The following is an 18,025-nucleotide window of genomic DNA, read 5'->3' on the forward strand; positions in this document are numbered from 1 at the left end:
AGAACTGTTCGAATCGCGTCGAGTCGCGATTGACCCGAGTGGGCGCGGTGCAAGGAAATTTGGCGGGGCGTGTCCAAAACGGGGTCGAAATACGGAGTTAAGGGGCGTCAGAACGCACGGCACCCATCCGTCGGAGGAGACCCGCGATGACCCCGACACACGGCCACGACTCACCGGGAGACGGCTCCCAGGAGCACGGCCCGACCGACCCCCCAACCGTCCGGATCCCTCTACCGCAGAGGCGGCGAACACCGCGCCTGCGCGCCCTGCGCCTCAACCTGCGCCACCCGCGTCCCGCTCGGCCGAGCACCGTCTGGCCGTGCGCTCAGGACGACCTCCGCGAGGGCACCGGACTGCTCGCCAACTGGCTGCTGACCGCGGTCATCAAGCTCGTCACCACCTACACCCAGCCCGGCCAGCGGGTGCTCCTGCTCGACCCCGCGCCCTACCTCGCCCCACCCTCGTCGTGGTCGCCAACCGGGGGCCGCAACCAGTCCCGGCCCGGCCCGTACGCCGGACTACACGAAGCGGGCTGGACGGTGGTCCGACTCGGCCGCGGCGTCCAAACCCAGACCGCCGTCGCGCACCCCGACCCGGTAGACGAACACTCCGCTGACGGGTCGGTCGAGTCCGAGTCCGGACCCCGACCGCGCACCGACAGTCCGACCACCGACCAGCCCGCCGGGCCGTCGACACACCGCCGTCCCGGACCGGACTCGACCGCGACCGGCGCGGGTCCGGACCGCTACGACCTCGTCATCACCGCGGCCGACCCGCGCACCCTCGACTGGTTCCGTCCGGCCGACTGGGCCGGTCTGCTCACCCCGACCGGCACCCTCGCCGTCATCACTCACGGTGACCGTTCCCGTGATCGGCTCACCGACCCCGCCGGCTCGTTGGTGCGCGCCGCGCAGCACGCCGGACTGCGCTACCTCGATCGCATCGCCCTGCTGCGCGTCCCCGTCCGCGACGGCGCCCTCGCGGTCGCGACCCCGGCCTCGCACCCCCGATCGCAGGGGCCAGCGCGACCGCTCGCGACGCCCGCTCGGCACACCCAGGTGCATGACGACCTCTTGGTGTTCACTCGCCAGCCGGCCCTGACCGACGCCGCCGACGGGGAGGAGACCTCCGATGAATGACCGCCCCACGTCGCCTTGGCCGCTCCCCCTGCCGCCGGGGGAGGAGCCGCCGATGCCGCCGCTGTCGGTCTGGCCGACCGGCCAGCGCGACCCGCTCGCGCAGCTGCGCGACGCCGGCTGTGTGTTCGGCACCGAGACCGACATCGACCGGATTCCGCCCGCCGTCGCCGCCCACGCGATCGCCACCTACACCCGTCCCGGCGACCTCGTTCTCGACCCGGACTGCGGCGCGGGCGCCGTCCTCGTTGAGGCGCTGCGCGCCGGCCGTCACGCGCTCGGACTCACCGCCCGCACCCGGTGGTGGACCCTCGCTCGCGCCAACGTCACCGCCGCCAAGACCGCGGGCGCGTGGCGCGACGGCTCGGTCCTCGACGCCCGACCGAAGGTGCTCGCGACCGTCCGGGCCGCCGGGTTGATCGGGCGAGTCGGACTCGTCCTGACCACCCTGCGCACCGCGCCGGACCGCGCGAACGGTCCGGACCGCGACCCGGTCGAGTCCGCCCTCGCCGACCTCGCCACGACGCTGCTCTACTGCGAGCCGCTGCTGCGCTCCGGCGGGCACGTGGCCATCGTGACGCGACCCCTGCGGCATCCGGACGGCGCGCTGGTCGACCTGACCACCCCGCTCATCGCCGCCGCAGCCGCAGCCGGGCTGGCCCCGGTCGAGCGGTGCATCGCGCTGACCGCCAGCCTGCGCGGCAGCCGACTGGTCACCAGCGCCTCACTCGCCGAGCGTCGCGCCGCCGCCCGAGCCCGCGCCGCCGGTACGCCGACCGCGCTCACCGCGCACCACGAGGTGCTCGTCTTCCAACTGACCCACGACGCCGAACTCGCGGCCACCGCGGCAGCCGGCATCCCGTGGCCGACCGAGGACGAGGTCATCTGGCCCGCCGTCAACGGCGCCGAGTACCCCGGCTGGGGGCGAGCGGCATGACCACGCGCGTGTACTGCCGCGAGTGCGGCTGGCACTCCGAGTTCGGCCGCAAGCGCTCCGCGCTCCGCGCCGCCAGTCGTCACCACTGCGCCGGCACACCGGTGGCCGAGACCTGTCCACCGTGGTGGGCCCGCCTGTGGGCAACCCTGTGGACAAGCCCATCGGGTACCCCCGCCGTCGACAGCGAAATCGACGCGGACGGCCAGCCTCCTGACGACGAACTGGTCGACGCTCGCGGCAACCGAGTCCAGTGGGCAGCACTCGCCGCGCACCACGTCGAAACCACCCGCCGCGCCCGTCAGGCGATGGTCGAACTCGTCCGCGCCGGCTACCAGATCGGGCCGCCGCCCTACGGCTACCGCGCCCTGCGCATCCGGGTCACCGACCCCAGCGGACACAGCAAACTACGCGCGGTCCTCGTCCCGGACTGGCAGACCGCCGCAGTCGTCAAGCAGATCTTCATCTGGCGCGCCGACCACGGCCTGGGCTTCGCCGTCATCGCCGCACGACTCAACAGCGACCCCCACCAGTACCCCGCCCCTGTGCCCAACGGGCGTTGGACCGCCAAGGGGGTCCGGCGGGTTGTCACCAACGTCAAGTACACCGGGCGCCAGGTCTGGGCCCGCACCGTCGCCGGCCGCCCGGCGCCCATCGAGCAATGGGTCACATCGGCGCCGAAGGTGCACGAGCCACTGGTTGACGAACGCACCTTCCATCGTGCCCAGCCGGGCCTCGCCGAAGGTTCGCCCGGCTCGACGGACCCGGCCGACTCCCCACCGAGCCCGGCATGAACACCCGCCAGTGGACCCTCGCCGCCATGGTCCTGTTCGCCGGTTACGCGGCGACGATCGCCGGGGCGAACTGGGCCACCACGCTCTGGCCAGCGGTCACGGTCGCGGGCTTGCACGTTCCCGCGGGCGCGCTCTTCGCCGGGCTCGCATTCACCGTCCGGGACCTCCTGCAGGACGCCGTCGGCACCCGGACAACGCTGCTCGCGATCGCCCTAGGCACGGTGTTGTCCGGGCTGGTCACCGAGCCGCGCATCGCGCTCGCCAGCGCGACGGCCTTCGCCCTCTCCGAGCTGGTCGACCTCGCCGTCTACACCCCACTGCGCGACCGGAGTCGCCTCGCCGCCGTCGGCCTGTCGAACGCGGTCGGGCTGCTCGCCGACAGCCTGCTGTTCCTGCCGCTGGCGTTCGGCTCGCTGACCTACCTCGCCGGGCAACTCGCCGGGAAGACCATCACCACCGTCCTTGCGGTCGCCGTGCTCGCTGGCGTCCGCGCTCGCCGGAGGGCGGTACCGGCGTGAAGTTCTACCTCGGCATTCACCAACCCATCTGGCTCACGCGAGTACGCGACATTCCGCTGCTGGTCTCGCACCGCCGGCTCGGCCACCGCCGCACCCTGCCCAGGTCCATCACCGAATGGGCGCTCGACTCCGGCGGCTTCACCGAACTGCAGCTCCACGGTCGCTGGCAGACCAACGAGAAGGACTACGTCCGGGCGGTCCGTCGCTACGCCGACGAGATCGGCAACCTCACCTGGGCCGCACCCCAGGACTGGATGTGCGAGCAGAGCATCCTCAAGCGAACTGGCCTTACTGTTCGCGAGCATCAACGGCGAACCGTCCGCAACTTCGTTCGCCTGCGGGAGCTCGCGCCTGAGCTTCCCTTCGTGCCTGTGTTGCAGGGCTGGACTTTGGCGGACTACGAGCGCTGCGCCGAGCTCTACGGTCGTGCCGGCGTCGACCTGGAGTCAGCGCCGCTGGTCGGCGTGGGCACGGTTTGCAGGCGCCAAAGGGAAGCTGATGTCGAGCGCATCATGCGCGCCTTCGCCACGCGCAACCTGAACCTGCACGGCTTCGGCGTCAAGCTCTCCGGCCTGAACCGGTACGCCGAGGCGCTCTCCAGTTCGGACTCGATGTCATGGAGCAGGCGCGGCCGATACGTACCAGGCTGCACGGCCAGCCACCGCACCGAATCCAACTGTCTGCAGTTCGCGCTCAGCTGGCACCGCCGAATTCAGGAAACGCTCGGTCTCGAAGCCGAAGCTGCCGAGAATCAGCCCGGCAGAACGTTGGCGAGGGCCGCATGAGCGTCACCACTACACCGTCGCCGCAGCAGACCCGTCAGTGCTCAGCCGGCGAATCATTCTCTTCCGGCTCGACCAATGAGACCTCGCGCGGAGGGGTGACCCCGTACAGCTCGTTCGGTGTGCACTGCAGCGCCGTGCACAACGCTTGCAGGGTTTCGGTCTTCATCTGGACCGGCTCGTTGTTGATCAGCGCGTACACCGACGGCGCGGACAAGGTGAAGTTGGCGCGTCGGGCAAGAAGCTCGCGCAGCTCCTTGCCTGTCCACACTTCGCGGGAGGCCATCACCTGCCTGAGCCGCCATCGAAGCTGCACCGCCACGCCTTCCCGCGCTTGCCTGTCTCCGGCGCCCCTCTTGGGCGCCGATCGCCGCCCAGTCTCCCGGATGAGCACCGAGAATCCGTCGGACCTCCCGGCGTGTTCGCGTCGCTCTGACTACTCGAAACAAGACACACCTAGCTTGGTTGTGTTGTGCCTTGTTCAGTTAGGTACTACCTTATTCAGATGGCATGCGACGGTCTGGCTCTCCGATCGAGAGCAGGAGACCTTCGCGTGCCGCGCAGTGCTCGATACGGCCTGGAGCCACCTGTCGCCTGCACCGCCGAAGGGAACGGAGTCATGAGCCGAACCACTGGTTCCGGGCCGACACGTATGCGGCTCGCCTTCTACGGACGTACCAACCACACCGGCGAGAAAGCCGGGACGGACGTGTCCCGCCAGTACCGTGCCTGCAGCGCGATAGCGGCGGAGCTCGGCGGGATGACCGAGTGGTTCTACGACGCCCCGCATGCCCTCGACAGCCGCTTCCGTCTCGACGTCCGCGACGTCGAGTCCCGGCTCGGCGCACCACGCGGCGACTGCCTGGAGCTCGCTATCAGGGTCGCCGACCCGGACCGTGAGTTCGACGCGATCGTCTGCGCCGCGCTCGATCGCCTCCCACGGCAGCCACGCCTGCGGCACCCACTTCTGCGCGCGGCGAGCGCAGCCAACGCGCCGTTTGTGTTCGCTGACGGCGACCTGTCTCTGGCCGGACAACTCGCGTCCAACGCTCTGGCCTTCTCCTGGCTCGGGCTCAGCTGCCCGGAATGGCCGGCGCTTCGATGACCCCCACGAACGACCGCTTTCCCGAACCAGCCGCCGACCCGGAGATGCGGCTGGACATTCGCATTGCCGAAGGCGCCGAAGCCGAACGACTCCGGCTGGAACAGGCCCAAGTACTGATGGAGGTGACGCAATGGCTGGCCCAGAGGCAATCCAGGAATGGCTCAACCAGCAAGGCGGCCTGAGCGCTGTCACGGGCCCGTACCGTCCCGGCTGGGACGGCTTCGACTCGGCTGCGGTCACGGCCGCGCCGGCCTTGATCCCGGTCGCGTTTCTTGGACGCACCTCCACTGACGACCAGCAGGACCCCGTCGGGTCGCTGCTGCGCCAGCTGCGCATCTCGCAGGAAGCGCTGCCCGAGGGCTGCGTCATCGTCGCGTACTTCTACGACGTCGAATCCGGGCGCAAAGACCTCGATGTGCGCGGCCGGGGCGACCGTCACGAGCGGCTCGCCATCCCGATCCCGCGTGACGGCGGCATCCACGATCTGCTCAAAGAGGCGGCCAGCCCCAACCGGCGCTTCCAAGCAGTCATCTGCGAACAGATCGACCGCATCGCACGCCGGACCTACTACGGCACGCTCGTGGAGCACCAGCTCCAGTCAGCCAACGTCGGACTGTGGGCCGCCGATGAACCCATCCGGCTCGACACCGACATGCTCATCGACCCGACCACGGTGCTCACCCGACGGGTCAAGCAGGGCATCGCCGAGTGGTACGCGCTGGACATGATCAAGCGGGCTCGCGACGGGTTCGAGACCCACACCGATCAGGGCTACAACGTCGGCAAGGCGTGCTACGGCTACCGCACCGTCCAGGTCCGGCTCGACAAGGACTCCGACAGCGACCATGCCTCCGATAAGGGCGATGCCAAGCAAGCGGGGCGGGCCCGGTCCGGGAACCGGGGGAAGGGTCGGAACGGTCCGCGGACCAAGAGCAAGCTCGTCAAGGAACCGATCGAGGCCGCGGTCGTTCGCAAGATCTACGACTGGCGGATCACCGAGCGGCTCAGCTACGAGGCGATCGCGGAGCGACTCAACCTTGACCTCGCGACCAACCCGCCGCCGACCCCGCCAGACCCCGAACGAGCCGTCGGCCGGTGGACGTGGAGCAGTGTTCGGGACGTGCTGAACCAGCCCAAGTACACCGGCTACATGGTCTGGAACCGGCGGGCGATGAAGACGCGCAACGGCAGCCCCAACCCGATGGAGAAGTGGGTCTGGTCCACGGAGCCCACGCACGAGAAGATCATCGACCTGACGGACTTCATCGCGGCCCAGCAGGTCGTCCGGCGGCGCGAACGGTCTCGCACGCAGGCTGGCGCCAACACCCATCCGCAGACCAAGCGCACCTACCGGCTGCGGTCGTACTTGTTCTGTGAGATCTGCGGTCGCCGGATGTTCGGCAAGACGCGCCGCCAGCACGCGTACTACGCCTGCGCGCCGAAGAAGGGCTACGTCCCCGAGGGGCACCCGGACAGCCTGTGGGTGCGCGAAGTCGCGCTCCTCGACGGCCTGAACGAGTTCCTCAGCCACCACGTGTTCGGTCCGTACCGGCAGGAGCTGCTCTCCTCAGCCCTGCGCGACCTGGACATGCAGGCTGAGCAGACACGGACCGAGCGCATCGCGGCGATCAAGAAGTCGATCGCCGACCTCGACGCCCGCAAGAAGCGCCTGATCCGCACCCTCGAAGTCACCGGCGACGATGATGAAGAGCCGGACCAGGAACTCATCCAGGACATCAAGAACCGTCGAGCCGAGATCAAGGCCGAGCGCGCCAAGCTGGCCGCCGAGCTGGAGACCCTCGAAGAGCAGGTCAACGATCAGCAGAACCCCGACCTGCTCCGCTTGCTCCCCGTCGGCGCCTGCGACCTCGACGCATTACCGGAGGACCTCGCCCGCAAGCTGTTCGAGGCGCTCCGGTTGGAGATCCACTACAACAAGACTGACAACACCGCCGTCTGCCGCATCACGCTGAGTGGCGAGACGCTCCCAGCGCTTCAGCAGACCACGCAAGAGAGCGGGGTGGTGCTCCCCTTCAAGAAGCCAACGGGCAAGAAGCATGGCACCGAGACCAACGTGAACGAGAAGGACGAGATGCCTAGCGGCTCGTCCCCCCTGTTCCCATCTGTTGTGTGCCCCCGGCAGGATTCGAACCTGCGCTCCCGCCTCCGGAGGGCGGTGCTCTATCCCCTGAGCTACGGGGGCCCAACGTCGGCAAGCCTAGCGTACGGGGTCGGAGTGGGGGAAATTGGGCCGGCCCCGTACGCTGAGCTGCTACTTCACGCCTCCGGCTGTTAGGCCCGCGACGATGCGGCGCTGGAAGAGGAGGACCAGGATGACCAGGGGGATCGTCACGATCACGCCTGCGGCCATCTGGGTGCCGAAGGGGGCGTCGAAGTTGGTTTGGCCGGTGAACTGGGAGGTGATGACCGGGGCGGTCTTCAGCTCCTGCTTGTTGACCACCGACAGGGCGATGATGAACTCGTTCCACGCCGCGATGAAGGTGATGATCGCGGTGGTGAACACGCCCGGGGCGGCCAGGGGGAGGATGACCTTGCGGAACGCCTGGGCCGGGGTGCAGCCGTCGATCTGGGCGGCTTCCTCCAGTTCCGTGGGCATCTGGCGGAAGAAGGCCGTGAGGTTCCACACCGCCAGCGGCAGGGCGAAGCTCATGCTGGGGACGATCATCGCCTGGTAGGTGTTGAACCAGCCGATGGCGTTGAACAGCTCCAGCAGGGGCACCAGCAGCGAGATCCCGGGGAACATCGACGTGGTGATGATGATCGCCAGGACCACGTTCTTGAACCGGAAGTCCAAGCGCGCCAGGGCGTAGGCGGTCAGGATGCCGATGAACAGCACCGCGACCGTCGTGATGCCCGCGACGATGAAGCTGTTGCCCAGGGAGCGCAGGAAGCCGTTCTGCGGGGAGAAGGCGGCCTCGTAGTTCTCCAGGCTCAGCGGGTTGGGCAGCGGGCTGCCGGAGAACAGGTCCGAGGTGCGCCGCAGGCTCGACACCAGCATCCAGTAGAACGGCGCGAGGCAGTAGACGACGATCGCGGCGATGCCCAGGTAGGGCAGCCAGGAGCGGGCCTTGCTCACTTCTTCCTCCCCGTCCTGGCCCCGATGACGTCGGCGCCGAGCAGCTTGACGAAGACGAACGCGACGGTGGCGACGTAGATGAACAGGGTCACCGAGTAGGCCGACGCCTGCCCGTAGTTGCCGAACTTCACCGCCTCCTCGAACGCGAGCACGGTGACGGTGTCGGTGGCGCCCTTTCCGGGGCCGATCAACGTGTACGGCAGGTCGAACATCCGCAGCGTGTCGAGGATGCGGAAGAGCACCGCGACCAGCAGGGCGGGTTTGACCAGCGGCAGGGTGATCGACCAGAAGGTCTTCCACGGCGTCGCGCCGTCCAGCTTCGCCGCCTCGTAGACCTCGTTGGAGATGACCTGCAGGCCCGCCAGCACGAGCAGGCCGATGAACGGGGCCGTCTTCCAGGTGTCGGCGATCACCACGGCCAGCCACGCGGGCGGGCCGTCGGCGGTCCACAGCACCGGGGCGCCGGGCACTAGGTCGTTGGCCACGCCGTCGGCCTGGAAGATCCAGCGCCACAGCAGGCCCGCGATGGCGGTCGGGACCGCCCACGGGACCAGGATGCTGGCCCGCACGAGCGCGCGCCCGCGGAAGGCGCGGTGCATCACCAGCGCCATCAGCACGCCGACGACGACTTCGAGGCCGACGGCGACGATGGTGAAGGTGGTGGTGTTCAGCAGCGCGTTGAGGAAGCGGTCCCCGGTGTCGCCGCGGAACATGTCGAGGAAGTTGTCCAGGCCGACGAACTCGTCGCCCTGGATGATCAGGCCCGTCTGCGGGTCGATGCCGTCGCTCTGGCGGTAGAACGCCAGGCGCACCGCGGAGATGATCGGGTAGGCGACGACCAGGGCCAGGACGATGAGGGTGGGGGATACGAGGAGCGCGGCCAGCCGCCCGACCCCTGCCCGGCGGCCTGCGCCGGGGGGTGTCGGGTCGGGCTTGGGATCGACCGGGGCTCCGACCATGGTGGTCATGGGAGGGTCCTCCAGTACGGGGGCGGCCCCGGGGGCGCGTCGCTCCCGGGGCCGCCCGCGCCGATCAGCTCGCGGTCAGTTGTTCCAGCTTGGTCTGCAGGGCGGCCAGCGCGTCCGCGGGCGGCACGTCGCCGCTCATGGCCGAGTAGGCCGCCTCCTGGATGGCGGTCGAGACCTCCTGGTACTTGACCACCGCGGGCCGCTTCTTGGCGTTCTCGATGGACGCCTTGAGGAACGGCAGGTACGGGAACTTCTCGGTCAGCTCCGGGTCGTCGTAGAGCGCGGCCCAGGTGGGCGCCTGCGAGGTGGCCATCAGGTTGGCGCGCTGCTGCGGCTCGTCGACCATGAACTTGATGAAGTCCAGCGCGGTCTTCTTGTTCGGGGTGAACGCGCTGATGGCGTAGTTGTGGCCGCCCAGGGTGGAGGCGCCGGGGCCGTCGAGGCCGGGCAGCGGGGCGACGGCGAACTTGCCGTTGACCTTGGACGAGCCGTCCGATGCGTTGGCCAGGGCGTACTGGTAGGGCCACTGGCGGTGGAAGACGAGGTTGCCCGCCTGGAACGCGCGGCGGCCCTCCTCCTCCTTGTACGTGCGCGCCTCGGCCGGGATCGACCCGGACTTCACGCCGTTGACCAGGAACTCCAGGCCGCGCAGGGCCTCGGGGGTGTTGACGTTGGGCTTGCCGTCGTCACCGACGACGACCCCGCCAGCGGAGTTGACCGCCTCGCTGAAGTTGACCGTCAGGCCCTCGTACTTCTCGAACTGGCCCGCGTAGCAGCCGATGTCGGGGTTCTTGGCCTTGATCTTGCCGCAGGTCTCCTCCATCTCCGCCCACGTCTTCGGCGGCTGGGCGCCCACGGAGTCCAGCAGGTCCTTGCGGTAGTACAGCAGGCCGCCGTCGGAGGTGGTCGGCACGGCGTAGAGCTTGTTGAAGTACTTGCCCGTCTCCACCGTGGCCGGGAGCAGCTTGTCGAGCGGGAACTCGTTCTCCGGCAGGGCGACGACCCACTGGTTCGCGGCGAACTCCGCGGTCCAGATCACGTCGAGGTTGAGCACCCCGTAGGCGTCGGACTTGGCCTGGGCGTTCTGCACCATCTGCTGGCGCTGCTGGTCGGCCGACTCCGGCAGCTCGATGATCGTGACCTTCTGGTCGGGGTGCAGCTCGTTCCAGGCGTCGACCTGCTTCTGCATGTTGCCGGACGTGTCCTTGCCCGACACCAGGCTGATCGGTCCGACACCCTCCAGCGCCGCAGGCGCCTGCGTCCCGCCGCCCTGGCTGGGCGCGGGGTCGCCGGAGCCGCAGCTGGCCGCGGTCACGGCGGCGGCGGCGATGGCGGCGAGTCGGATCGCGGTGGAACGGTGGATCTTGCGCACGGGAGTGGTCCCTACTGCCCGGTGCGTCGGCACGGCGCCTCCATATGAATCGGTTCAGAGACGGAGCGGTTGCGCGGCAGCGCATGCCGCCCCGTCGCGGTGTGAGGCACTGTGCCCCGGGTGGGGGGTGGAAGGTACCGTCGGGTACGGGTTCGTTACCGATTCTTGACGGAGTGGCGAAATACGCACGCGCCCGGCTCTGGTGTTGCGGGCGAACGTGAGGCATGCTGTGCGACTAAGCCGTCTGAATGCATTCACGGCGCATGCTCTGGCAAGGAGGACGAGGTGGCCGAGGTCCGGTACGAGTCGGCATCGCGGGTGTACGCGGGATCCCCGCCGGTCCGCGCGGTCGACCAGCTCGATCTGTCCGTTGAGGACGGTGAATTCCTGGTGCTGGTCGGGCCGTCGGGCTCGGGCAAGTCGACCGCGCTGCGCATGCTCGCCGGCCTGGAGGACATCGACGAGGGCAGCATCCGGATCGGCGACCGCGACGTCACCAACGTGCCGCCCAAGGGCCGCGACATCGCCATGGTGTTCCAGTCCTACGCGCTCTACCCGCACATGACCGTCGCCCAGAACATGGGCTTCGCGCTCAAGCTGCAGGGCATGCCCAAGGCCCAGATCAGCGAGAAGGTCACCGAGGCCGCCAAGCTGCTCGACCTGGAGAAGTACCTCAGCCGCAAGCCCAAGGCCCTCTCCGGCGGCCAGCGCCAGCGCGTGGCGATGGGCCGGGCCATCGTGCGCGACCCCGCGGTCTTCCTCATGGACGAGCCGCTGTCCAACCTCGACGCCAAGCTGCGCGTGGAGACCCGCGCCAACATCGCCGCCCTCCAGCGGCGGCTGGGCACCACCACCATCTACGTCACCCACGACCAGGTCGAGGCGATGACGATGGGGCACCGGGTCGCGGTGCTCAAGGACGGCCTGCTCCAGCAGTGCGACACCCCGCGCGCGCTCTACGACACCCCGGCCAACGCCTTCGTCGCGGGCTTCATGGGCAGCCCGGCGATGAACCTGCGCGAGGCCAGGATGGCGGGCAACGGCGTGCTGCTCGGCGGGATGACCGTGCCGCTGAGCCGCGACGCCTTCAACGCCGTCGCGCGCCAGCAGCTCCAGTCGGTGACCCTGGGCGTGCGCCCGGAGTCGCTGAGCCTGGCCCCGGCCGACACCGCCCACGCCTTCGACCTCACCGTCGAGCTGGTCGAGGAGCTCGGCGCCGACGCGCTGGTGCACGGCACGATCACCAACGAGCCCGGCTCGCGCCTGGTCATGCGGGTCGACGGGCGCACCCCGCCCGCGCTCGGCCAGGTCGTGCGCGTGGCCCTGCGCCACCCGGAGGAAGTGCACCTGTTCCACCCGGAGACCGGCGACCGCCTCATCTAGGCGCAAGCGCTTGCGATGGCCCCGGACCTGCTGGTCCGGGGCCATTTCGCTCCAGTTCGCCCGCTTCACCACCGCCGGTAGGCGGCCAGGCGGGACAGGTCGGCGGGCGCGCCGGGCGGCTCGTCGCCGCGGTGCGCGCCGCGGGCCACCTCGCGCAGGAACCGCGCGACGGCGGCGGGCGGCGGCAGCGGGTCGTCGCCGAGGCAGGCCACGACGATCAGGTCCTCGCCGGAGTGCGTCTCCACCGCGGCCGACCACCCGCGCCGCTCGTCCCACAGCAGGGCGGTGTCGCGGTCGGGGTGGCCGGGCAGGCGCTGGTCGAGCGCGAGGTAGGCGGCCAGCGGCGGGCCGAGGTCGACGGCGCAGGACTCCAGCCCGATGCCCAGCAGGCCGCCGACCTCGGCGAGGTAGCCGCGCAGCCCCTCCTCGACGGCCTCCGCGGTGATGGTGGGGACCGACATGATCAGGCGTCGATCTGCTTGGGCGCGTCGTTGACCGCGATCCGACGCGGCTTGGCCCGCTCGGCGACCGGGATGCGCAGGGTCAGCACGCCGTTGTCGTAGTCGGCGCGGATGTTGTCGGTGTCCAGGGCGTCGCCCAGGAACAGCTGCCGGGAGAAGACGCCGTGCGGGCGCTCGGCGATCTGCGTCTGGGCGTCGGCGTCGACGGCGGCGGGCCTGCGCTCGGCCTTGACGGTCAGCACGTCGCGCTCGACGTCGATCTCCACCGCGTCCGGGGCGACGCCGGGCAGGTCGAAGACGACGACGAACTCGTCGCCCTGCCGGTAGGCGTCCATCGGCATGGTCGTCGGCCTGGTCCACGTGCCCTGGAACACCTGCTGGGTGAGCCGGTCCAGCTCGCGGAACGGGTCGGTGCGCATCAACATCGGTTCCACCTCCTGGTCGGGTCTTCGGGGTGTCAATGCGGCACACCTCCGTTGTAGCATGTCGTCGGAATGACGACAACCCAGTTGTCAGCCGAACGATGACGAAGGGCAGCCGGTGGCCGACGAGTACGAGACCGCACGCGCCGACCTGGGCGCGCACTACGGCGACGTCCCGCCGCTGGAGCTGATCCACGAGGTGGCCGAGGGCTCCGGCGAGTCGGCGCACGTGCTCTCGGCGCTGATCGTGCTGCGCCACCTGCGCTCGCGCCTGGGCGAGCTGGAGCCGCGGCTGATCGCGGCGGCCCGGGAGCTGGGCGTGAGCTGGACCCGGCTGGCCCCCGCGCTCGGGGTGACCAGCCGCCAGGCCGCCGAGCGCCGCTACCTGCGGCTGCGCCCGGACGGCGAGCAGACCACCCGCGAGGGCCGGGTGCGGGCCGAGCGCGACCGGCGCGCGGGCGACCGCGCCGTGGCCGAGTGGGCCAGGCGCAACAGCGCGGTCCTGCGCGGCCTGGCGGGCCAGGTCGCCGCCGTGGACGGGCTGGCGGGGGAGACCCGCCGCGGCCTCCACGACGCCCTGGGCGCCGACGACCCCCGCGACCTGCTCGGCCCGCTGTCCGCCGCCGTCGCGCACCTGCGCGCCACCCACCCCGGTCTGGCCGACCAGATCACCGAGCTGGCCGAGCAGACCGACCGCGTGCGCAGGGAGATCAGCGACGAGCGGGCCGCCAAGTCCTGAGTGGACCCGTGTGAGGAGCGGCGGCCGCGGGTAGTCCCCGGGTATGGATGTGATGCGCTAGTGCAGACCTTCCTGCCGTACGCCGACTTCGCCGCGACCGCCCGGGTGCTCGACACCCGCCGCCTGGGCAAGCAGCGCGTCGAGGCGATCCAGGTCCTGCGCGGGCTGACCGTGCCCGGGTACGGCTGGCGCCGCCACCCGGCCGTGCGGATGTGGGCCGGGTACGAGGAGGCCCTGGTCCGCTACGGCCTGGAGATCTGCGCGGTCTGGCGGGCCGCGGGCCACGCCGACACCTGCGCGGACACCCTGCGGGCCGACCTCAAGCGCGCCAAAGGCGTCGACGAGGTGCGCGGGCAGTGGGAGCTGTGCGCGGCAGGCGCGGTACCCCCCTGGCTGGGCGACGCCGCCCTGCACCTGAGCCACCAGTCCGCCCTGGTCCGCAAGGCCCCCGACCACTACCGCCCGCTGTTCCCGGACGTCCCCCCGGACCTGCCCTACGTCTGGCCGGGCTCGGGGGTGGCGGACGCGGGGTAGGGGAGCAGCGGCTCGGCGCCGGTCGGTCCGGGCATGGGCGTGCCGCGTGCAGGGACCAGAAGCTCGGTGCCGGTCGGTTCGAGTGTGCGGGTCTGGCCGGGTTAGGGGAACAGGGCCTCGGTGCCGGTCAGTTCCAGCATGCGGGCGACCACCGCGCCGCGGTCGGCGATGACGAGGGTCTTGCCCTGGGCCGCCACCGTCGTGCGCAGGTCGATCAGCATGCGTAGCCCTGCCGTGTCGCAGAAGGCGACTTCGGACAGGTCCAGCTCCAGCGTGCGGCCGGGCAGGCGCAGCAGCGGGGTCAGCTCGGCCAGCGCGGCCGCGGTGGTGGTCGCGTCCAGCGCCCCGCAGACGCGGGCGGCCGGGCCCGCGGCGCGCAGGGTCACCAGCACGGCGACCGTCGCCCTCTCAGCCATCCCAGCATCCGCCTGACCTCGGTGGTCGGCCGCGGGCTGGTGGTTCAACCCCGGCGACGAGACGATCTTACGGGGCGGGCGCGGTGATCCGGTACACCGCGGGCGCGCTGACCCGCTCGACCGTGCCGTCGGCGGCCACCGAGACGGCGAGTTCGCCGCCGGGCAGCGGGATCCCGGCGACCGACAGCGCGCCCAGCGGCATCGACCGCGGCGGGCGGATCTCGATGTCCCGGCCGTCGATCCGCAGGCCGAGCAGGGCGGTGAGGATCGCCAGCGCGGCCGCCGACGACCACGCCTGCGGCCTGCACGCCGCCGGGTACGGCACCAGCGCGTCGGCCCACCCGGCGTACAGCTCGGGCAGCTCGCCGAGCTCGGCCCCGGCGCGCAGCAGCCGCACGGCCAGGTCGGCGGCCTGGTCGGCGAAGCCCGCCGCGGCCAGCCCGCGGATGGCCACGGCCGTGTCGTGCGGCCAGATCGAGCCGCAGTGGTAGCTCAGCGGGTTGTAGGCGGCGACCCGGTCGGACATCGTGCGCAGCCCGTAGGTGGTGGTCAGGTCCGGCTCGGCGATGCGGGCGGCGACGGCGGCGGACTCCTCGGCGGTGAGGATGCCGGTGCCGAGCAGGTGGGCCATGTTGCTGGCCGGGGAGTCCACCGGCGCGCCGGTCCCGTCGACGGCCAGGGCGGGCACGCCGTCGACCCAGAAGCGCGCCCGGAAGTCCGCGGCGATGGCCGAGGCGTCGGCGCGCAGGTCGCCGGGGTCCTCGCCGAAGCGCTCCAGCAGGTCCGCGCCCGCGACCAGCGCCTCGTGGTTGTAGCCCTGGACCTCGGCCAGGGCGATCGGCGGCTCGGCGAAGCGGCCGTCGGCGAAGCGCACGGCGTCGGGGGAGTCCTTCCAGCCCTGGTTGGCCAGGCCCCGGCCGGTCGCGTCGACGTAGCGCCCGCCGGAGGCGCGGATCCAGTCCAGCGCCCGGCGCAGCGCGGGCAGCAGGGCGCGGACCTCGGCCTCGGGCAGGCCGTGGCGGTGGGCGTCGCGCAGCAGGCAGACCCACAGCGCGGTGGCGTCGATCGTGCCGTAGTACAGCGGCGGCAGGACCATGCCGCCGAGCCGGAAGCCCGCCCGGCGGCGCTCGTGCGGGATCTTGCCCGGGGCCTCGCCGGTGGCCGGGTCGTGCCGCGTGCCCTGCAGCCCGGCCAGCACGCGCAGGGTGGAGCCCGCCAGCTCCGTCGTCCACGGCAGGCCGAGCCGGGCGGTCCACAGGCTGTCGCGGCCGAACAGGGTCAGGTACCAGGGGGCGCCCGCGGCGGCGAAGGCGTCGGGGCCGTCGGCGAGCAGCAGCGAGTCCAGGTCGTCGAGCGCCTTGGCCACGACCGCGGCCAGCCGCGGGTCGGCGCAGGCGACCCGCGGGCGCGGCACCCGCGTGGTCGCCGGGGCGAACACCGCCTCCGGGTCGTCCACTTCGAGCGTCCACTCCAGACCACCCGATCCGGTGGCCGTCCAGCGCAGCACCAGCTCGTCCCCGCGGACCAGCACCTCGGCGCCCGGGGCGCCGACCCGCACCCGCAGCCCGCGCGCGGCCCAGCCGTCGGCCAGCGGGGCGACGGCGTCGTCGGCCGCGCCCGCGCGCACGTGCTCGATCGCGGCGAAGTCCGCCCACAGCGCCACCTCGACCACGTGCTCGCCTTCGGGCAGCACCAGCTCCAGCCGCTCGACCAGCGCGCCCGGCCGCAGCTCGCGCCGCCGCAGCACCCGCGCGGCCGGGTCCGGGCCGGGGTCGAGGTCGCGCAGCAGGCCGACGAAGCCGCCGCGGCTGGCGATCACCTCCGGCTCCCGGCCGTCGACGGTCAGCACCGCCCCGGACAGCACCCTGCGGTCGCCGTGCAGCAGCCCGTGCGCGCCGGTGCCGCGCAGCTGGCCGTCGCGGTCGCAGAGCAGCACCGTCGGCGCCGCGGTGGTGATGACCAGGTCGTGCACGAAGGGATGGCGCATTCGACAAGTGTGCGGGCCGGGCCGTCCTCGGCGACGATGAGGGGGATCGACGACGCGAGAGAGGAACGCGCGGGATGCCGCTGCAGGGTGAGTACGAGCCCAGCCCGGAGAAGCGGGTGCGGGAGCAGGTCGAGCTGTACGAGAGCTCCGGGGGCACCGAGGGCACGACGATGCGCGGCATGCCCGTCGTCATCGTGACCAACCGGGGCGCCAAGTCGGGCAAGCTCCGCAAGACCCCGCTGATGCGGGTGGAGCACGAGGGCGTCTACGCCGTCGTCGCGTCCAAGGGCGGCGCGCCGGAGCACCCGGTCTGGTACCACAACCTCAAGGCCCACCCGCTGGTCGAGCTGCAGGACGGGCCGCGCAAGCAGGACATGCGCGCCCGCGAGGTCACCGGCGACGAGAAGGCGTTCTGGTGGGAGAAGGCCGTGGCCGCCTACCCGGACTACGCCGACTACCAGCGCGGCACCGACCGGCAGATCCCGGTGTTCGTGCTGGAGCCGGTCTAGCCCTCCGCGCCTGCCTCGCGCAGGTTGCGCTCCATCCGCAGCAGGGCGTCGAGGGCGGCGTCCACGCCTGCCTCGTCCAGCCCCGCTGTGGTGCGCCGCTCCAGCTCGTCCCACATCGCCGCCACCTCCGCGCGCAGGGCGTTGCCCGCGGCGGTGGGGGCGACGATCACCGAGCGGCCGTCGGTCGGGCTCGGGGTGCAGCGCACGAAGCCGCCTCGTTCGAGCCTGCGCACGGTCCGGGTGATCGTCGCGGAGTCGGAGCCGAGCAGGGCGGCCAGGTCGGCCTGGCGCTGCGGGCCGCAGTCCCACAGGTGCATCATCAGCAGCTCCTGGCCGGGGTGCAGGCCGAGCCTGCGCAGGAGCTGGGCGGCGACCATCCGGTGCAGCCGGGTCAGCCGGAAGAGGGCGTGGCTGACCGGCCCGCAGGTCGCGGCGGCGGGCACCGGCACGGTTGGCGGTCGTCGCTGGTCTGCGCCCATGTCCGGACATCCTACGGATGACCGCGGACTGTGGGCTGCGCCACAGAATCGAAGATCGGGAAGCGACTCCCGCAGTTACCTGTTCGGACAGGCATGAGCACTGTCTTCGATCCGATCGATCTCGCCGGTCTCCCGCTCGCCAACCGCATCGCCATGGCGCCGATGACCCGCAACCGCGCTTATGGCGCTGGGGCAAGCCCGAGGGCCGACATGGCCGAGTACTACGCGCAGCGCGCGGGAGCCGGGTTGATCATCACCGAGGGCACGCAGCCTTCGGTGGTCGGACAGGGATATCCCGACACCCCCGGCCTGCACTCCGCCGAGCAGGTCCGCGCCTGGCGGCGGGTCACCGACGCCGTGCACGCCGCGGGCGGCCGGATCTTCGCCCA

The 18,025-nt window shown here is 71.3% G+C and carries 20 protein-coding genes, 1 tRNA gene and 2 pseudogenes; 12 read left to right on the top strand and 11 right to left on the bottom strand.

Annotated features, from left to right (window positions below):
* Window positions 1-146: 146 nt before the first annotated feature.
* Genes ACWEPX_RS10555 through ACWEPX_RS10575 form a run of 5 tightly spaced genes read left to right on the top strand, consistent with a single transcriptional unit; the run spans window position 147 to window position 4,167 of the window.
* Complete coding sequence (locus ACWEPX_RS10555; RefSeq protein ID WP_451896847.1) at window positions 147-1,139, top strand: hypothetical protein; 993 nt, start codon at window positions 147-149, stop codon at window positions 1,137-1,139.
* Window positions 1,140-1,191: 52 nt separating this feature from the next.
* Window positions 1,192-2,073, top strand: a complete 882-nt coding sequence (locus ACWEPX_RS10560) for a DNA methyltransferase (protein WP_451896848.1) — start codon at window positions 1,192-1,194, stop codon at window positions 2,071-2,073.
* Window positions 2,070-2,864 (top strand): recombinase family protein, encoded by a 795-nt coding sequence (locus tag ACWEPX_RS10565; RefSeq protein ID WP_451896849.1) that lies wholly within the window; start codon window positions 2,070-2,072, stop codon window positions 2,862-2,864. The genes ACWEPX_RS10560 and ACWEPX_RS10565 overlap by 4 nt, the downstream gene beginning before the upstream one ends.
* Window positions 2,861-3,382, top strand: a complete 522-nt coding sequence (locus ACWEPX_RS10570; RefSeq protein ID WP_451896850.1) for a VUT family protein — start codon at window positions 2,861-2,863, stop codon at window positions 3,380-3,382. Before ACWEPX_RS10565 ends, ACWEPX_RS10570 begins: the two co-directional genes overlap by 4 nt.
* On the top strand, window positions 3,379-4,167 hold the full coding sequence (locus ACWEPX_RS10575) for a deazapurine DNA modification protein DpdA family protein (protein WP_451896851.1): 789 nt from the start codon (window positions 3,379-3,381) through the stop codon (window positions 4,165-4,167). The genes ACWEPX_RS10570 and ACWEPX_RS10575 overlap by 4 nt, the downstream gene beginning before the upstream one ends.
* A 34-nt stretch (window positions 4,168-4,201) precedes the next feature.
* On the opposite strand, the gene ACWEPX_RS10580 is transcribed toward ACWEPX_RS10575, so the two are convergent.
* Window positions 4,202-4,486 carry a helix-turn-helix domain-containing protein gene (locus tag ACWEPX_RS10580; RefSeq protein ID WP_451896852.1) on the bottom strand — a complete coding sequence of 95 codons (285 nt, stop codon included), beginning with the start codon at window positions 4,484-4,486 and terminating at the stop codon, window positions 4,202-4,204.
* Window positions 4,487-4,783: 297 nt separating this feature from the next.
* On the opposite strand from ACWEPX_RS10580, the gene ACWEPX_RS10585 reads away from it, so the two are divergent.
* Window positions 4,784-5,269 carry a hypothetical protein gene (locus tag ACWEPX_RS10585; RefSeq protein WP_451896853.1) on the top strand — a complete coding sequence of 162 codons (486 nt, stop codon included), beginning with the start codon at window positions 4,784-4,786 and terminating at the stop codon, window positions 5,267-5,269.
* Here ACWEPX_RS10585 and ACWEPX_RS10590 read toward each other — a convergent pair.
* Window positions 5,238-5,858, bottom strand: a complete 621-nt coding sequence (locus ACWEPX_RS10590) for a hypothetical protein (RefSeq protein ID WP_451896854.1) — start codon at window positions 5,856-5,858, stop codon at window positions 5,238-5,240. The genes ACWEPX_RS10585 and ACWEPX_RS10590 overlap by 32 nt on opposite strands.
* 135 nt (window positions 5,859-5,993) lie before the next feature.
* Between ACWEPX_RS10590 and ACWEPX_RS10595 the strand changes: the two are divergent.
* Window positions 5,994-6,503: pseudogene (locus tag ACWEPX_RS10595) on the top strand (recombinase family protein); the annotation flags it as partial.
* A gap of 897 nt (window positions 6,504-7,400) precedes the next feature.
* Here the strand turns inward: ACWEPX_RS10595 and ACWEPX_RS10600 are convergent.
* From ACWEPX_RS10600 to ACWEPX_RS10615, 4 genes are all read right to left on the bottom strand, one after another.
* Window positions 7,401-7,472 (bottom strand) — tRNA-Arg (locus ACWEPX_RS10600).
* A 69-nt stretch (window positions 7,473-7,541) separates the two neighbouring features.
* Entirely contained in the window at window positions 7,542-8,366 is an 825-nt protein-coding gene (locus ACWEPX_RS10605) for a carbohydrate ABC transporter permease (protein ID WP_451896855.1), read from the bottom strand.
* A complete protein-coding gene (locus tag ACWEPX_RS10610) occupies window positions 8,363-9,334 on the bottom strand; it encodes a carbohydrate ABC transporter permease (RefSeq protein WP_451896856.1) in 972 nt (323 codons plus the stop codon). Before ACWEPX_RS10610 ends, ACWEPX_RS10605 begins: the two co-directional genes overlap by 4 nt.
* Before the next feature lie 64 nt (window positions 9,335-9,398).
* Window positions 9,399-10,706, bottom strand: a complete 1,308-nt coding sequence (locus tag ACWEPX_RS10615) for an ABC transporter substrate-binding protein (RefSeq protein WP_451896857.1) — start codon at window positions 10,704-10,706, stop codon at window positions 9,399-9,401.
* Window positions 10,707-10,991: 285 nt separating this feature from the next.
* On the opposite strand from ACWEPX_RS10615, the gene ACWEPX_RS10620 reads away from it, so the two are divergent.
* Window positions 10,992-12,089 carry an ABC transporter ATP-binding protein gene (locus ACWEPX_RS10620; RefSeq protein WP_451896858.1) on the top strand — a complete coding sequence of 366 codons (1,098 nt, stop codon included), beginning with the start codon at window positions 10,992-10,994 and terminating at the stop codon, window positions 12,087-12,089.
* A gap of 65 nt (window positions 12,090-12,154) precedes the next feature.
* Here the strand turns inward: ACWEPX_RS10620 and ACWEPX_RS10625 are convergent, their stop codons facing one another.
* Together ACWEPX_RS10625 and ACWEPX_RS10630 are read right to left on the bottom strand one after the other, a co-directional pair.
* Window positions 12,155-12,550: a DUF6292 family protein gene (locus ACWEPX_RS10625; protein ID WP_451896859.1), complete on the bottom strand. Its 396-nt coding sequence runs from the start codon at window positions 12,548-12,550 to the stop codon at window positions 12,155-12,157.
* A gap of 2 nt (window positions 12,551-12,552) precedes the next feature.
* Window positions 12,553-12,975, bottom strand: coding sequence for an Hsp20/alpha crystallin family protein (locus ACWEPX_RS10630; RefSeq protein ID WP_451896860.1), 423 nt, complete (start codon window positions 12,973-12,975; stop codon window positions 12,553-12,555).
* A gap of 148 nt (window positions 12,976-13,123) precedes the next feature.
* On the opposite strand from ACWEPX_RS10630, the gene ACWEPX_RS10635 reads away from it, so the two are divergent.
* A complete protein-coding gene (locus tag ACWEPX_RS10635) occupies window positions 13,124-13,711 on the top strand; it encodes an HSP18 transcriptional regulator (protein WP_451896891.1) in 588 nt (195 codons plus the stop codon).
* Between the two features lie 60 nt (window positions 13,712-13,771).
* Complete coding sequence (locus ACWEPX_RS10640; RefSeq protein WP_451896861.1) at window positions 13,772-14,245, top strand: MSMEG_6728 family protein; 474 nt, start codon at window positions 13,772-13,774, stop codon at window positions 14,243-14,245.
* A 101-nt stretch (window positions 14,246-14,346) separates the two neighbouring features.
* On the opposite strand, the gene ACWEPX_RS10645 is transcribed toward ACWEPX_RS10640, so the two are convergent.
* Window positions 14,347-14,661 (bottom strand): STAS domain-containing protein, encoded by a 315-nt coding sequence (locus tag ACWEPX_RS10645; RefSeq protein ID WP_451896862.1) that lies wholly within the window; start codon window positions 14,659-14,661, stop codon window positions 14,347-14,349.
* Between the two features lie 67 nt (window positions 14,662-14,728).
* Window positions 14,729-16,648 carry a glycogen debranching N-terminal domain-containing protein gene (locus ACWEPX_RS10650; RefSeq protein WP_451896863.1) on the bottom strand — a complete coding sequence of 640 codons (1,920 nt, stop codon included), beginning with the start codon at window positions 16,646-16,648 and terminating at the stop codon, window positions 14,729-14,731.
* Between the two features lie 74 nt (window positions 16,649-16,722).
* Here ACWEPX_RS10650 and ACWEPX_RS10655 point away from each other — a divergent pair, with 74 nt between their 5' ends.
* Window positions 16,723-17,157, top strand: a complete 435-nt coding sequence (locus ACWEPX_RS10655) for a nitroreductase family deazaflavin-dependent oxidoreductase (RefSeq protein ID WP_451896864.1) — start codon at window positions 16,723-16,725, stop codon at window positions 17,155-17,157.
* Here the strand turns inward: ACWEPX_RS10655 and ACWEPX_RS10660 are convergent.
* Window positions 17,154-17,636, bottom strand: a complete 483-nt coding sequence (locus tag ACWEPX_RS10660) for a MarR family winged helix-turn-helix transcriptional regulator (RefSeq protein ID WP_451896865.1) — start codon at window positions 17,634-17,636, stop codon at window positions 17,154-17,156. The genes ACWEPX_RS10655 and ACWEPX_RS10660 overlap by 4 nt on opposite strands.
* A gap of 162 nt (window positions 17,637-17,798) precedes the next feature.
* Between ACWEPX_RS10660 and ACWEPX_RS10665 the strand changes: the two are divergent.
* A pseudogene (locus ACWEPX_RS10665) lies at window positions 17,799-17,984 on the top strand (oxidoreductase); the annotation flags it as partial.
* Window positions 17,985-18,025 lie beyond the last annotated feature (41 nt).

The organism is Actinokineospora sp. NPDC004072, assembly GCF_053604195.1.

Excerpts from the sequence above, each read along its gene's own strand:
- ACWEPX_RS10555 (WP_451896847.1), top strand. The coding sequence starts at position 147 with ATGACCCCGACACACGGCCACGACTCACCGGGAGACGGCTCCCAGGAG.
- ACWEPX_RS10560 (WP_451896848.1), top strand. The coding sequence starts at position 1,192 with ATGCCGCCGCTGTCGGTCTGGCCGACCGGCCAGCGCGACCCGCTCGCG.
- ACWEPX_RS10565 (WP_451896849.1), top strand. The coding sequence starts at position 2,070 with ATGACCACGCGCGTGTACTGCCGCGAGTGCGGCTGGCACTCCGAGTTC.
- ACWEPX_RS10570 (WP_451896850.1), top strand. The coding sequence starts at position 2,861 with ATGAACACCCGCCAGTGGACCCTCGCCGCCATGGTCCTGTTCGCCGGT.
- ACWEPX_RS10585 (WP_451896853.1), top strand. The coding sequence starts at position 4,784 with ATGAGCCGAACCACTGGTTCCGGGCCGACACGTATGCGGCTCGCCTTC.
- ACWEPX_RS10610 (WP_451896856.1), bottom strand. The coding sequence starts at position 9,334 with ATGACCACCATGGTCGGAGCCCCGGTCGATCCCAAGCCCGACCCGACA.
- ACWEPX_RS10625 (WP_451896859.1), bottom strand. The coding sequence starts at position 12,550 with ATGTCGGTCCCCACCATCACCGCGGAGGCCGTCGAGGAGGGGCTGCGC.
- ACWEPX_RS10630 (WP_451896860.1), bottom strand. The coding sequence starts at position 12,975 with ATGTTGATGCGCACCGACCCGTTCCGCGAGCTGGACCGGCTCACCCAG.
- ACWEPX_RS10645 (WP_451896862.1), bottom strand. The coding sequence starts at position 14,661 with ATGGCTGAGAGGGCGACGGTCGCCGTGCTGGTGACCCTGCGCGCCGCG.
- ACWEPX_RS10650 (WP_451896863.1), bottom strand. The coding sequence starts at position 16,648 with ATGCGCCATCCCTTCGTGCACGACCTGGTCATCACCACCGCGGCGCCG.
- ACWEPX_RS10655 (WP_451896864.1), top strand. The coding sequence starts at position 16,723 with ATGCCGCTGCAGGGTGAGTACGAGCCCAGCCCGGAGAAGCGGGTGCGG.
- ACWEPX_RS10660 (WP_451896865.1), bottom strand. The coding sequence starts at position 17,636 with ATGGGCGCAGACCAGCGACGACCGCCAACCGTGCCGGTGCCCGCCGCC.